Origin of the sequence: Agromyces rhizosphaerae, assembly GCF_027925245.1 — a bacterium.
Classification (GTDB): domain Bacteria; phylum Actinomycetota; class Actinomycetes; order Actinomycetales; family Microbacteriaceae; genus Agromyces; species Agromyces rhizosphaerae.
In genome coordinates this window covers 1,918,558-1,931,544 of the sequence record NZ_BSDP01000001.1, presented here as the reverse complement: position 1 = coordinate 1,931,544, position 12,987 = coordinate 1,918,558, and the positions used below count along the sequence as shown (strand labels likewise).

At 71.8% G+C, this 12,987-nt stretch carries 14 protein-coding genes; 7 read left to right on the top strand and 7 right to left on the bottom strand.

The window, feature by feature from the left end; translation table 11 throughout:
* Nucleotides 1-20 precede the first annotated feature (20 nt).
* The 4 genes from QMG39_RS09120 to QMG39_RS09105 form a co-directional block, all read right to left on the bottom strand.
* Nucleotides 21-1,274: an ABC transporter substrate-binding protein gene (locus tag QMG39_RS09120; protein WP_281884229.1), complete on the bottom strand. Its 1,254-nt coding sequence runs from the start codon at nt 1,272-1,274 to the stop codon at nt 21-23.
* Nucleotides 1,275-1,349: 75 nt separating this feature from the next.
* Nucleotides 1,350-2,249, bottom strand: coding sequence for a carbohydrate ABC transporter permease (locus QMG39_RS09115; RefSeq protein WP_281884227.1), 900 nt, complete (start codon nt 2,247-2,249; stop codon nt 1,350-1,352).
* Nucleotides 2,242-3,204 carry a carbohydrate ABC transporter permease gene (locus QMG39_RS09110; protein WP_281884225.1) on the bottom strand — a complete coding sequence of 321 codons (963 nt, stop codon included), beginning with the start codon at nt 3,202-3,204 and terminating at the stop codon, nt 2,242-2,244. Before QMG39_RS09110 ends, QMG39_RS09115 begins: the two co-directional genes overlap by 8 nt.
* On the bottom strand, nt 3,201-4,406 hold the full coding sequence (locus tag QMG39_RS09105) for an ROK family transcriptional regulator (protein ID WP_281884223.1): 1,206 nt from the start codon (nt 4,404-4,406) through the stop codon (nt 3,201-3,203). The genes QMG39_RS09110 and QMG39_RS09105 overlap by 4 nt, the downstream gene beginning before the upstream one ends.
* Before the next feature lie 230 nt (nt 4,407-4,636).
* Between QMG39_RS09105 and purF the strand changes: the two genes are divergently transcribed.
* On the top strand, nt 4,637-6,097 hold the full coding sequence (gene purF, locus QMG39_RS09100; protein ID WP_281884221.1) for an amidophosphoribosyltransferase: 1,461 nt from the start codon (nt 4,637-4,639) through the stop codon (nt 6,095-6,097).
* The gene (locus QMG39_RS09095) at nt 6,094-6,456 is read left to right on the top strand and encodes a hypothetical protein (RefSeq protein WP_281884219.1); all 363 of its coding nucleotides are present in this window, start codon (nt 6,094-6,096) and stop codon (nt 6,454-6,456) included. The genes purF and QMG39_RS09095 overlap by 4 nt, the downstream gene beginning before the upstream one ends.
* On the opposite strand, the gene QMG39_RS09090 is transcribed toward QMG39_RS09095, so the two are convergent.
* On the bottom strand, nt 6,387-6,812 hold the full coding sequence (locus QMG39_RS09090; RefSeq protein ID WP_281884217.1) for a hypothetical protein: 426 nt from the start codon (nt 6,810-6,812) through the stop codon (nt 6,387-6,389). The genes QMG39_RS09095 and QMG39_RS09090 overlap by 70 nt on opposite strands.
* Before the next feature lie 61 nt (nt 6,813-6,873).
* Nucleotides 6,874-7,302: a sterol carrier family protein gene (locus QMG39_RS09085; protein WP_281884215.1), complete on the bottom strand. Its 429-nt coding sequence runs from the start codon at nt 7,300-7,302 to the stop codon at nt 6,874-6,876.
* 104 nt (nt 7,303-7,406) lie between these two features.
* On the opposite strand from QMG39_RS09085, the gene purD reads away from it, so the two are divergent.
* The 3 genes from purD to QMG39_RS09070 all read left to right on the top strand — a co-directional run bounded on the left by purD (nt 7,407) and on the right by QMG39_RS09070 (nt 10,656).
* Complete coding sequence (purD, locus tag QMG39_RS09080; RefSeq protein ID WP_281884213.1) at nt 7,407-8,714, top strand: phosphoribosylamine--glycine ligase; 1,308 nt, start codon at nt 7,407-7,409, stop codon at nt 8,712-8,714.
* Nucleotides 8,715-8,766: 52 nt separating this feature from the next.
* On the top strand, nt 8,767-9,711 hold the full coding sequence (locus tag QMG39_RS09075) for a phosphoribosylaminoimidazolesuccinocarboxamide synthase (protein WP_281884211.1): 945 nt from the start codon (nt 8,767-8,769) through the stop codon (nt 9,709-9,711).
* Nucleotides 9,712-9,813: 102 nt separating this feature from the next.
* Nucleotides 9,814-10,656, top strand: a complete 843-nt coding sequence (locus tag QMG39_RS09070) for a VOC family protein (RefSeq protein WP_281887227.1) — start codon at nt 9,814-9,816, stop codon at nt 10,654-10,656.
* Between the two features lie 7 nt (nt 10,657-10,663).
* Here the strand turns inward: QMG39_RS09070 and QMG39_RS09065 are convergent, their stop codons facing one another.
* A complete protein-coding gene (locus tag QMG39_RS09065; RefSeq protein WP_281884209.1) occupies nt 10,664-10,966 on the bottom strand; it encodes a DUF1905 domain-containing protein in 303 nt (100 codons plus the stop codon).
* A gap of 67 nt (nt 10,967-11,033) precedes the next feature.
* Here QMG39_RS09065 and kynA point away from each other — a divergent pair, with 67 nt between their 5' ends.
* Nucleotides 11,034-11,909: a tryptophan 2,3-dioxygenase gene (gene kynA / locus QMG39_RS09060; RefSeq protein WP_281884207.1), complete on the top strand. Its 876-nt coding sequence runs from the start codon at nt 11,034-11,036 to the stop codon at nt 11,907-11,909.
* A gap of 86 nt (nt 11,910-11,995) precedes the next feature.
* Entirely contained in the window at nt 11,996-12,973 is a 978-nt protein-coding gene (locus QMG39_RS09055) for an amidohydrolase family protein (RefSeq protein WP_281884204.1), read from the top strand.
* Nucleotides 12,974-12,987: the final 14 nt, after the last annotated feature.

The following is a 12,987-nucleotide window of genomic DNA, read 5'->3' as shown; positions in this document are numbered from 1 at the left end:
GGCCCCGTGCGGTGCGCGGTTCAGCCGCCGATGGCGGCGTTGATGCGCTCCTCGGCCGAGTCGAGCGCCTCCTGGACGCTCTTGCGGCCGGCCTGCGCCTCGACCAGCTCCTCGGTCATGATGTCCTGCATCTCCTGCTGACCCTGGGCGACGACGGGCGGCAGGGCGACCTGCTCGAGCGAGTCGAACACGGCCTGCCGGTTCGCCGGGTCACCCAGCGTGAGGTAGCTGTCGAGCGCCGCCTCGTCGGAGATCGCCGGCAGCTCCCAGCCCGCGTCGAGGCGGGTCTGCACCATCACGTCGCTCGAGGTGAGGAACTCCGCGAACATCGAGGCCGCCTCCTGGTGCTCCGAGCCGGCCGAGACCCCGACCGCGTTGGAGAAGAGGGCGCTCGCCTGCTGGGTGTTGCCCGGCTCCACGGCGATGTCCCACCCGAACGGGACGTCGGCGAAGGCGCCGAACATCCAGATGCCGGTGTGCAGCATCGCGAGCTTGCCGTCGAGGAACAGGTTCGTGTCGAAGTCGGGCGTGCCCTGGCCGTCCTCGATGGACGGCATCACGGTGCCGCTCTTCTCGACCAGCCACTCGGCCGCCTCGACACCCTCGGGCGTGTTGAAGGCGACGGCCGTGCCGTCGGCGTTCAGGAACTCGCCGCCGTTCTGCGCGAGCACCTTGTAGTACTCGTAGAAGCTCACCGGCTGGTGGTCGCCCCAGACCCCGCCACCCTCATCCGTGAGCTCCTCCGCCGCGGCGAGTTCGTCGGACCAGGTCCAGTCGCCGGCCGGCACGTCCAGCCCCGCGGCCTCGAAGAGATCGCTGTTGTAGAACAGCACGACCGTCGAGAACGAGCTGGGCAGCGCGTACTGCGTGCCGTCGGCCTGGTAGGCCTCCAGCACGCTCGCCCGGTAGGCGCCGGAGTCCTCCGGCGAGAGCTCGGCCAGCACGCCGTTCGCCTGGTACTGCGCGAAGTTGGCGTACTCGATGTCGAACACGTCCGAGACCGTTCCCGCCGCGAGGTCGGTCTGCAGCGCCGTGCCGTAGTCGGCGTACGGCAGCGTCGTGACCTCGACGGTGATGTCCGGGTGCTCCTCCTCGAAGGCGTCGACGATGGCCTGGAGGTTCTCCTCGTTGCCGCCGTTCGAGATGAAGTTGCTGTACGTGATCGTGACGGGGCCGTCGGCCTCGTCGCCGGCCTGGTCGCCTGCGGCGCAGCCGGTCAGTGCGAGTGCGGTCGCGGCGACGAATCCGACGCCGGCCAGTGCGGTGGTCCTCATGGTGCGTATCTCCTTCGATAGGTGTGAGGTGCGGGTGGAACGGATGCGGAAACTCGCGGCGGATGACCGGCCGCCTCACTTGAGGCCGGTGTTCGCGACTCCCTGGATGACGTACTTCTGGGCGAACAGGTAGATGGCGAGCATCGGCAGGATGCTCACGACCGAGCCGGCCATGACCACGTCCCATTGGGTCGTGTACTGGCCCTGGAGCCCGGCGAGCGCCACCGGCAGCGTCTGCAGCTCGGGCGAGCGCAGCACGACGAGCGGCCAGAGGAAGTTGTTCCAGCTGCCCATGAACGCGAAGACGGCGAGGGTCGCGAGCGCGGGCCGGATGTTCGGCAGCACGACCGTCCAGAAGATCCGGAAGTGGCCGGCGCCGTCGATCGCGGCGGCCTCGTCGAGCTCGAAGGGCACCTGGTTCATCGCCTGCCGGAGCAGGAACACCCCGAACGCCGCGGCGAGGGTCGGCAGGAGCGCTCCGAGGTAGGTGTCGACCAGGCCCCACGCGCGCAGTTCGGCGAACAGCGGGACGACGAGCACCTGAAGCGGGATCATCATCGTCGCGAGGTAGATGCCGAACACGACCGTGCGCCCGCGGAACGGCAGCCGGCTGAACGCGTAGGCGGCCGTGGCGCTCGTGACGAGCTGTGCGAGGGTCGTGATCGTCGCGAGCAGGAGGCTATTGCCGACGATCCGCGCGAACGGCAGGTCGGCGAAGAGCTGCCGGTACGCGTCGAAGCCGGGGTCGGAGGGCACCAGCGACGGCGTGGAGCTGAGCCCGGTGCCCGGCGTGAGCGAGGTCACGATCGTCCAGTAGAACGGGAAGAACATGGCCAGGGCGCCGATGACGATCACGACGTGCAGGAGCACGCTGCGCGCGAGTGCGGCGCGGGCGGCGGCGCTGCGGCGGCGGAGGCCACGTGCCGGCGCGGGCTCCGGTGCCGGCGCGGGTGCGGTCAGGGTCGTCTCAGCCATAGTTCACCCACCTGCGCTGTCCGCGGATCTGGATCAGGGTCACGGCGAGGATCACTGCGAAGAGCATCCACGAGAGCGCGGACGCCTCGCCCGCCTGCCCGTACCGGAAGGTCAGGTCGTAGATCTGCTGCACCACCACCTGCGTCGCCCCGCCGGGGCCGCCCCCGGTCATCGCGTACACCTGGTCGAAGACCTGGAAGCCGTTGATCAGGGAGATCACGATCACGAAGAACGTGGCCGGCGACAGCAGCGGGAGGATCACCGAGAACAAGCGTCGCCACCAGCCCGCACCATCGACCCGAGCGGCGTCGAGGAGTTCGGGGTCGATGGCCTGGAGCCCGGCGAGCAGGATCACCATGACGAACCCGAGGTCCTTCCACGCCGAGGCGAGGATGATCGACGGCATCGCCCAGACCGGGTCGGTCCACCAGCCCGGCCCGTCGATGCCGAAGAACGCGAGCACGGTGTTGACCACGCCGTTCGCCGGATTCAGCAGCCAGCGCCAGACGAGCGCGACGACGATCCAGCTCGTCACGACGGGGAGGAAGTAGATCCCGCGCAGCAGCGTCCGCCCTCGGAGCGCGGTGTTCAGCGCGAGCGCGATCGCGAGGCCGCCCACGTAGACCATCGGGAGGTAGCCCGCGATGTAGTACAGCGTGTGCAGGAAGACCTCGCCGGTCTCGGGGTCGGTGAGCAGCGTGGCGTAGTTCTCGAATCCGACCCACGTGGCCGGGGAGATGAGGTTCCACTCGGTGAGGCTGATCCACGCGGCACCGATCATCGGCCCGAGGGTGAACATCGCGAGCGGCACCGCACTCGGCAGGAGGAAGGCGGCGACGGTGAGGGCGTAGCGGATGCGGCGTGAGCGCCGGTTGCGTGGACGCGACGGCCGTTCGGGTCCGGCGGCGCCGTCTCGAAGCGCCTGGCCGGTGGCCTCGCCGAGGAGCGTGGTCACGGTGTCGCCGCCTGCCCGACGAGCCGCAGGCGGATGAGACGGCCCTGGTCGCCGGCTCCGGCCGCGTCGAACGGCGTTGCGAGCACCAGGGCCGCCGCGCCCTGCGCCCAACTCTGGTCCTGCCAGCCCTCCACCTCGACCGGGATGCTGCGGCGGTGCCGGAGCAGGCGCGAGCGGAATGCCGGCTCGAAGCCCGGCGACCAGTGGCGCCACGCGCTCGTGCCCTCGCCGAGTACGACGACGAGCGCGGGATCGATCGTGTGCACGATGCCGGCGAGGGTGCGCCCGAGCAGGCGGCCCGCCTCGCGGAAGATGTCGAGCGCGCCCTGATCGCCCGCGTCCGCTGCGGCGAGCAGCGCGTCGATGCCGGCGGCCTGCGGGATGACCCCGGCGTCCCGGGCCTGCGTGACGAGCGCCGCCTCGCTGATGTGCGCCTCCAGGCAGCCGTCGTTGCCGCAGGTGCAGCGCGGCCCGTCGTCGGTGACCGGGATATGGCCGATCTCGCCCGCGCCGCCCGATGCGGCGCGGAGCACGCTGCCGTCGACGACGATGCCGGCGCCGACGCCGGTGCCGATCGTGACGACGAGGAAGTCGTCGTGCGACCGGCCGAGGCCGTACAGGCGTTCCGCGACGGCCAGCGCGTTCACGTTGTTCTCCACGATCACGGGGAGGCCGATCGCGCGACGCAGCGCGTCGCCGAGCTCGACGCCGCTCCAACCGAGCTGCGCGGAATCCACGACGCCGCTGCCGGGGCTGTCGACGCTGCCGGGGACGCCGACGCCGAGGCCGAGGAGGTTGACGTCTGCGCCCGCGCCGATGAAGTCGCGGATGCGCTCGACGAGTTCGGAGACGAACGTGCTCGACGTGGCGTCGAAGGGCGTGTTCGAGGAGCGCACGACCTGGCCGTCGATGCCGACCTCCACGAGGGCGACGTGGTCGGCGACCACCTTGATGCCGATCGCCCGACCGGCGGACGCCGCGAGCCCGAGCATCCGCGCCGGCCTGCCGCCGCTCGACGGCGCCTGCTCCAGTTCCACGATGAGCCCGTCCGCGATGAGGTCCTTCACCAGCTGCGTGATGAGGGCGGGCGAGAGGGAGAGCACCCGGGCGAGTTCGGCACGCGAGGCGGGGCCGCCTGCACCGAGCCGGGCCAGGATCGCCGAGCGGTTGACGTCGGTGCGCGTGGATGAGTGGATCGCCATCGATTCCTCGTTGCTGTTGGGGTTCGCGGTGCGGGAACGGCTTTACTTTAGGACTAAAGAAAGTCGAGAAGCAAGTACCCGTGACACATTCGTGACCTGGACGCGAGCACGGGGCATCCGCCCGCCGTTCGCCCCGGAGCCACCCAGCCTTCACCCAACGACGGTGTGGGAGGATTGCCCTGCCCGGTCCGGGCACTCGCACCTCCCTCACCCCTGGAGCCACGCCACGCATGTGCGGCATCGTCGGAATCGTCTCTACCGAACCGGTCAACCAGCAGATCTACGACAGCCTCCTGCTGCTCCAGCACCGCGGCCAGGACTCGACCGGCATCGCGACCGCGGACGGCGCGCAGTTCCACATCCACAAGGGCCGCGGCCAGGTGCGCGAGGCGTTCCGCACGCGTGACATGCGCGCGCTGCTCGGCACCATGGGCCTGGGGCACGTGCGCTACGCGACCAAGGGCGACGCGGCCAACGAGCGCGAGGCGCAGCCGTTCTACGTGAACGCGCCGTACGGCATCATCCTGATCCACAACGGGAACCTCACGAACACCCGCGAGCTCGCCGACGACCTGTTCCACAAGGACCGCCGGCACATGAACTCGGCCAGCGACACCGAGATGCTGCTGAACGTGCTCGCCACCGAGCTGCAGGGCGAGGTCTCGGGGTCGCTCGACCTCGACCCCGACCAGGTCTTCAACGCCGTGCGCAACGTGCACGAGCGCGTCGAGGGGTCGTATGCCGCGATCGCCATGATCGCCGGGCACGGCCTGCTCGCGTTCCGCGACCCGTACGGCATCCGCCCGCTCGTGCTCGGCCGCCGCACCGCCGGGCTCGTGGGCGACGAGTGGATCGTGGCATCCGAGTCCCTCGTGCTCGAGAACGGCGACTACGAGATCGTGCGCGAGATCGCCCCGGGCGAGGCCGTGTTCGTCACCATGCAGGGCGAGATGTACTCGCGCCAGTGCGCCGCGAACCCGCGCCTCGTGCCGTGCTCGTTCGAGTACGTGTACCTCGCGCGCCCCGACTCGATCATGAACGGCATCTCGGTGTACGAGGCGCGCCTGCGCATGGGCGACCGCCTCGCCGACACCGTCGCGCGCTACGCGCCGCTGGGCGACATCGACGTGGTCATGCCGATCCCCGACTCCTCGCGCCCCGCCGCCATGCAGGTCGCCCGCAAGCTCGGCGTCGAGTACCGCGAGGGCTTCTACAAGAACCGCTACGTCGGCCGCACCTTCATCATGCCCGGGCAGGCGCAGCGCAAGAAGAGCGTGCGCCAGAAGCTCAACGCCATGGGCTCGGAGTTCAAGGGCAAGAACATCCTCATCGTCGACGACTCGATCGTGCGCGGCACGACGTCGAAGGAGATCGTCGAGATGGCCCGCGCCGCCGGCGCCAACAAGGTCACCTTCACCTCGGCCGCGCCGCCCGTGCGTTTCCCGCACGTGTACGGCATCAACATGCCGACCCGCGCCGAGCTGATCGCCCACGGCCGCAAGATCCCCGAGATCGCCGCCGAGCTGGGCGCCGACCACATGATCTACCAGGAGGTCGAGGACCTGCAGGCCGCAATCACCGAAGGCACCTCGATCGAGCAGCTCGACCTGTCGTGCTTCACCGGCGAGTACGTCACCGGCACGGTCACCGAGGAGTACCTCGACTGGGTGGAGCGCACGCAGCTCTCGTGAACGCGACCGAGTACATCGGCGTCTACAACGCCGACGGCGGCCCCGCGGGCGAGGTGCGCTACATCGTGGGCAAGTTCCTCGGCACGGCGCACTGCTCGCTCTGCGACGTCACGCACACCTGGCGGCGACGCCCCGAGTGGGACGCGATGGTCGCGCGGCTCGGCGTGCCGTTCCGCCTGCTGCACCTCAACGAGCTCGACGACGAGCTCGAGCGGGCCGTGGCGCACGCCGGGTCACCGGTCGTGTTCGCCCGCGTCGACGGCGCGCTGCGCGTCGCCCTCGACGCCGATCAGCTCGAGACGGCGGGCGGCTCGGTCGAGCGCTTCGCGTCGCTGCTCGAGTCGGCCTCGCCCGCCTGAGCCTGCTCGACCTGCGTCTCTGCGACGTACCGCTCGATGGTGTCGGTCTCGGGGTGCACCTGCTCGTGCTCGGCGACGACGGTGCGCACGTGACCGGCCATCACCCGGTCGATGACGAGCGCGAGCACCGCACCGAGCGCGACGCCCATGGCACCCAGCACGAGCAGCAGGAAGCCGAAGATCTGGCCCTTGTCGAACTGCTCGACCGCCGGGAACGCGAAGGTGAGGATGAGCGCGAGCAGCGCCCCGACGGCGCCGCCCAGCACGAGGAACCGCGGATACCGCGGCGATCGGCGCACCGTCACCTCGTCGCGGGTGACCTCGGCGTGCTCTTCGGGTGCGGGGGTGTCGTTCACGCGCTCATTGTCGCAGGCGTTGCTGTGAACGGCGTCGCCAGCGGCCTGAGCGCCCTCGGGCTCAGACCAGCGGAAGCTGGTCGCGCAGGTCGGCGCGGGTGCCCGACGCCTGCACCGCGCCGGACGCGACGGCGTCGTCCCACCCGATCGAGCCGCTCGCGAGGGCGAGCCAGGTCGCGGCATCCGTCTCGACGACGTTCGGCGGCGTGCCGCGCGTGTGCCGCGGGCCCTCGACGCACTGCACCACCGCGAACGGCGGCACCCGCACCTCGAGCGTGTTGCCGGGCGCCTTCTCGGCGAGCAGCTGCAGGCTGAAGTGCACGGCGAGCGACAGGGTGGGGCGATCGACGGATGCCACGGAGGCGGCGCCCGCGTCGGGGTTGACCACGGCCGCGTCGGGGTTGCCGGCGGTCTCGGCCGCGTCCTCGGCGCCGATCGCCGCCCGCAGGGCCGCCCAGCCGTCCTCGTCGTTGATGCGCGCGCGTGCCATGCGCCCATCCTGCCACCGCGTGCGGCCCGCGGCCCCCGCCCCGCCGACCGATGCCGGCCCTGCGCGACCCGAGCCGCGCCCGGCCGGTCGGGTAGCCTGTGACGGTGAGAATCCTGGTCCTCGGCTCGGGCGCGCGGGAGCACGCCATCATCACCGCACTGCTGGCCGAGCGGGCCGGTCACGAGATCATCGCCGCTCCCGGCAACGCCGGCATCGCGGCATCCGGCGGCGACGCCGCGGCCGGCACGGTCACGACCATCGCGCTCGACGCCAACGACCCCGTCGTGGTCGCCGACTTCGCGTTCGACAACGACGTCGAGCTCGTGGTCATCGGCCCCGAGGCGCCGCTCGTCGCGGGCGTCGCCGACGCACTGCGCACGCGCGGGATCGCCGTGTTCGGGCCGGGCAGGGCGGCCGCCGAGCTCGAGGGGTCGAAGGCGTTCGCGAAGCGCGTCATGGACGCCGCGGGCGTGCCCACCGGTCGCGCGGAGCGACTGCAGACGACGGATGACGCGGAGCGGGTGCTCGACGAGTTCGGCGCGCCGTACGTGGTGAAGGCCGACGGCCTCGCCGCGGGCAAGGGCGTGCTCGTCACGAACGACCGCGCGGCGGCGCTCGCGCACGCGACCTTCTGGCTGCAGCACGGCGGCGTGCTCGTCGAGGAGTTCCTCGACGGGCAGGAGGTGTCGCTGTTCCTCCTCTCCGACGGCACGAACGTGCTGCCGCTCTCGCCGGCGCAGGACTACAAGCGCCTCGGCGACGGCGACGAGGGCCCGAACACGGGCGGCATGGGCGCCTACTCGCCGCTCCCGTGGCTCGACGAGCGGTTCGGCAGCGAGCAGGCCTTCGTCGACGAGGTGATCGAGACGATCGCGCTGCCGACCGTGCGGCAGCTCGACGCCGACGGCACCCCGTTCATCGGGCTGCTCTACTGCGGGCTCATCCTCACCGAGCGCGGCATCCGCGTCATCGAGTTCAACGCGCGCTTCGGCGACCCCGAGACGCAGGTCGTGCTGCCGCGGCTCGCGACCCCCCTGTCGGGCCTGCTCATGGCGGCCGCGACCGGCGGGCTGGGCTCGCTCGAGCGCCCCGAGTTCCGGGCGGATGCGGCGGTCACCGTCGTGCTCGCGAGCGAGGGGTACCCGGAGCAGCCGCTCACCGGCCGCCTGCTGCACGGGCTCGCCGACGCGGCATCCGTGCCCGGGGTGCACCTGGCGCACGCCGCGACCGCGGTGCCCGGCGACGCGGACTCCGACGACGCCCTCGTCGCGACGGGCGGCCGCGTGCTCAACGTGGTCGCGACCGGCGAGGACTTCTCGACCGCGCGTGCCCGCGCCTACGAGGCGATGGGCCGCATCCACCTCGACGGCGGCCAGTTCCGCACCGACATCGCCGCCCGCGTCGCCGACTGATCCGTCACGGGCGGGCATGGGCCCGCAGCATCCGCCGACCTAGACTGGGCGCGTGAGCAACGACCTCGCCGATGCCGGCTGGACCCACGTCTACTCGGGCAAGGTGCGCGACCTCTACGTGCCGACCGCGTCGATGACCGACGACGACACGTGGACGGGCGACCCCATGTCGATCGCCCCGGTCGCGCTCGTCGTGGCGACCGACCGCGTGAGCGCGTTCGACCACGTGCTGGAGCCCGGCATCCCCGAGAAGGGCGCGCTGCTCACCACGCTGTCGAACTGGTGGTTCACCCAGCTCGCCGACGTGCCGAACCACCTCGCCTACGCCGAGGACGACCGGCTCGACGTGCCGGCGGTCCCGGCCGCGGTCGCCGCGCGCGCCATGCTCGTGCGGCCGCTGCGCATGTTCCCGGTCGAGTGCGTCGTGCGCGGCTACCTCACCGGGTCGGGCTGGAAGGAGTACCGGGCGGAGGGCACCGTCTGCGGCATCCCGCTGCCCGAGGGCCTGCAGAACGGCGACCGCCTGCCCGAGCCGATCTACACGCCGGCGTGGAAGGCCCCGCTGGGCGAGCACGACGAGAACATCTCGTACGAGCGCACCGTCGAGCTCGTGGGCGACGTGGTCGCCGAGCAGCTGCGTGCGATCTCGCTCGACGTGTTCGCACGGGCATCCGCCATCGCAGAGGCCCGCGGGGTGATCCTCGCCGACACCAAGTTCGAGTTCGGCGCCGATCGCGACACGGGCATCGTGACGCTCGCCGACGAGGTGCTGACCAGCGACTCGAGCCGGTACTGGGACGCCGAGGCGTACGCGACCGGCGCGACCCCGGAGCTGCGCATGGCGAGCTTCGACAAGCAGATCGTGCGCGACTGGCTCGCGCGGAACTGGGACCAGGAGTCGGTGCCCGAGCCGCCGACGCTGCCGACCGAGATCGTGGAGCGCACGGCCCAGCGCTACCGCGCCCTGATCGAGCGGCTCACCGGGCACCCCGCCTGATTCCGTGCGCCGGGAATGCCGGCGCCCTCACCGTGGTTCAATTTACTTGTGAGTACAACTAATCTCCCCGGGGCATCCGGACTGCTCGCCCCCGACACCGGCATGGGCGCGGTCACCCTGCGCGTCGCCGACCTCGACGCGATGATCCGCTACTACCGCGACGGCGTCACCCTCGACCTGCTGAGCCACGACGGCCCGGTCGCGGTGCTCGGCCGCGGCACGACCCCGCTCGTGATCCTCCAGCACGCGCCCGAGCTGAAGCACGCGAGCCCCCGCAGCGCCGGCCTCTTCCACACCGCCGTGCTGTTCGACGACCAGGCCGCGCTCGCCGCCGCCGTCTACTCGGTCGCGACGCGCTACCCCGGCACGTTCACCGGCAGCGCCGACCACCTCGTGAGCCAGGCGTTCTACTTCGACGACCCCGAGGGCAACGGCGTCGAGCTCTACTGGGACCGCGATCGCACCGAGTGGTCGTGGACCCACGGGTCGGTCGAGATGGCCACGCTGTTCCTCGACCCGAACGCCTTCCTGCAGGAGCACCTGACCGAGCAGGGCATGGCGACGGATGCCTCGGGGCCGCGCCTCGGCGACGCCGTCGTGGGGCACGTGCACCTCTCCGTCGGCGACATCGCGAGCGCGCGCGAGTTCTACGTCGACCGCCTCGGCTTCGAGACCACGGCGACATTCGGTCCGCAGGCGCTGTTCGTGTCGGCCGGCGGGTACCACCACCACATGGCGATGAACACCTGGAAGAGCGCGGGCGCCGGGCGCCGGCAGCTCGCGCTGGGGCTCGGTCGCGTCGAGATCGTCGTGCCGGGCGCCGACGACGTGGGCGAGCTGGGGGAGCGCATGGCGCACTTCGGCGTGGCCGCGCGCGACGACGGCCGCGCTCTCGAGTTCGACGACCCGTGGGACAACGTCGTGCAGGTGCGCTCCGCCGGCTGAGCGCCGCCTACTCGAGGGTCTCGAGCTCGACCTCGACCTCGTCGCCCAGCTCGATGCCCTCGGCCTTCCGCACCGCCTTCTTGAGCGGCAGCACGTAGGCGCCGGCCTTCGAATCGGGGAAGATCGACGTCGCCCAGCTCGACCCGCCGACCCGCACGCGCACCTTCACCGACCCGAACCCGCGCGGCGGGCGCGGCCGGTCGGCGATCTCCTCCGACGGACCCGTGGGCAGCGTCACGAAGTACCAGCCCTCCTCGGTGCGCGCATCCCACTGCCACACCTCGGCGCGAAATGTCAGCTGCTCCCCCATGCGCCCGAGCCTAGGCCCAGCCGCCCACACACACGCCGCGCGCACCGGCCTCGCTAGGCTGGCGATCGTGAGCGCGGACGAGCAGGAATCGGGCGTCGAGCAGAACACGCGCACGATCGAGGAGTCGGTCGTGACCGACTTCAGCGAGCGCATGAGCTACGGCGGCTACCTCGAGCTCGGGCAGGTGCTCTCGGCGCAGCATCCGGTCAGTCGTCCCGAGCACCACGACGAGCTGCTGTTCATCATCCAGCACCAGACCACCGAGCTCTGGCTGAAGCTCATGCTGCACGAGCTGCGCACCGCGCGCGACCTGCTCCGCCACGACGAGCTCGCCCCGGCGCTCAAGTGCATCGCGCGCGTGAAGCACATCCAGCGCACGCTCACCGAGCAGTGGTCGGTGCTCGCGACGCTGACGCCCACCGAGTACAGCCAGTTCCGCGACTTCCTCGGCAACGCGAGCGGGTTCCAGTCGTACCAGTACCGCGCGGTCGAGTTCGTGCTCGGCAACAAGAACGAGCGGATGCTCCAGGTCTTCGAGGACGACCTCGCCGCCGACGCGCTGCTGCGCGAGGCCCTCGAGTCGCCGAGCCTGTACGACGAGTTCCTGCGGCTGCTCGCCCGCGCGGGCTACCCCGTGCCGCAGGCGGTGCTCGACCGCGACGTCACGAAGGCCTGGACCTTCCAGCCCGAGCTCGTGCCGATGTTCACCGCGATCTACGCCGACACCGAGCACCACTGGTCGGCGTACGAGACCTGCGAGGAGCTCGTCGACCTCGAGGACAACTTCCAGTTCTGGCGCTTCCGCCACCTGAAGACCGTCGAGCGCATCATCGGCATGAAGACGGGCACCGGCGGCTCGAGCGGCGCCCCGTTCCTGCAGAAGGCGCTGCAGCTCACGTTCTTCCCCGAGCTGTACGCGGTGCGCACCGAGATCGGGGCGTGACGGATGCCCCGCTGCGCGCAACCCCGCCCGGCCGGGGCTCGGGTGCCCCGGAGCATCCGCCCGGTCGCCCGCACCGAGGAGGCACCGTGACCGACGTCGATCCGCTGCTCGGCCCGCTCGCGCGGCACGTGCGCCACGGCGTCACGGGCGAGGACGGCATCGCCCTCCCCCCGCTCTGCGACCACCACGTGCACCTCGCGCTCGTCGACCTGCACGGCATCGTCGCGGGCGGCATCGCGTCGGTGCTCGACCTCGGGGGCGAGCCGGCCGCGCTCTCGCGCCTCGCCGACGAGCACCACTCGCCGCAGGTGGCGTACGCGGGAGCGTTCCTGACCGCGCCCGGCGGGTACCCGAGCGACCGCGACTGGGCGCCGGCCGGCGCGGTGCGTGCGGTGCGGACCGGGCGCCTCGAGCACCACGCGGCGGGCCGCACCCCCGCCGAGGCGGCCGTGGAGGAGCAGCACTCGTTCGGGGCATCCGTCGTCAAGGTCACGCTGCACGCCGACGACGGGCCGGTGCTCGACCCGGACGGCCTCGCCGAGGTCGTGGCCGCGGCACGGGCGGCCGGACTGCCGGTCGTGGCGCACGTCCAGGGCGCGGGCATGGCCGAGCGCGCGCTCGACGCCGGCGTCGACGCGCTCGCGCACACCCCGTGGACCGAGCGCCTCGACGACGCCCTCATCGCCCGCGCCGTCGCCGCCGGGCAGCGCTGGATCTCGTCGCTCGACATCCACGACCGCGGCGGCCGCGGCGCCGACCACGCGGTCGCGCTCGACAACCTCGCCCGCTTCCACGCGGCCGGCGGCACCGTGCTCTGGGGCACCGACCTCGGCAACGGCGACCTGCCCCTCGGCGTGAACCCGCGCGAGGTGCAGGGTCTCCTCGACGCAGGCCTCGCGCCCGCCGACGTGCTCGCCGCGATGATCGCGACCTGGCCCGTCGGCCCGCCCGACGGCGTCGCCACGTGGATCCCCGGCCCGCCCCCGGCGGCGTCCGACGAGTTCGCAGCCTGGCTCACCGGCGCCCACGTCGTGCCCGCCGAGGCGTTCGAGCAGCACATCTGACGCGGCCCCGCCGC

Excerpts from the sequence above, each read along its gene's own strand:
- QMG39_RS09120 (WP_281884229.1), bottom strand. The coding sequence starts at position 1,274 with ATGAGGACCACCGCACTGGCCGGCGTCGGATTCGTCGCCGCGACCGCA.
- QMG39_RS09115 (WP_281884227.1), bottom strand. The coding sequence starts at position 2,249 with ATGGCTGAGACGACCCTGACCGCACCCGCGCCGGCACCGGAGCCCGCG.
- QMG39_RS09105 (WP_281884223.1), bottom strand. The coding sequence starts at position 4,406 with ATGGCGATCCACTCATCCACGCGCACCGACGTCAACCGCTCGGCGATC.
- purF (WP_281884221.1), top strand. The coding sequence starts at position 4,637 with ATGTGCGGCATCGTCGGAATCGTCTCTACCGAACCGGTCAACCAGCAG.
- QMG39_RS09085 (WP_281884215.1), bottom strand. The coding sequence starts at position 7,302 with ATGGCACGCGCGCGCATCAACGACGAGGACGGCTGGGCGGCCCTGCGG.
- QMG39_RS09070 (WP_281887227.1), top strand. The coding sequence starts at position 9,814 with ATGGGCGCGGTCACCCTGCGCGTCGCCGACCTCGACGCGATGATCCGC.
- QMG39_RS09065 (WP_281884209.1), bottom strand. The coding sequence starts at position 10,966 with ATGGGGGAGCAGCTGACATTTCGCGCCGAGGTGTGGCAGTGGGATGCG.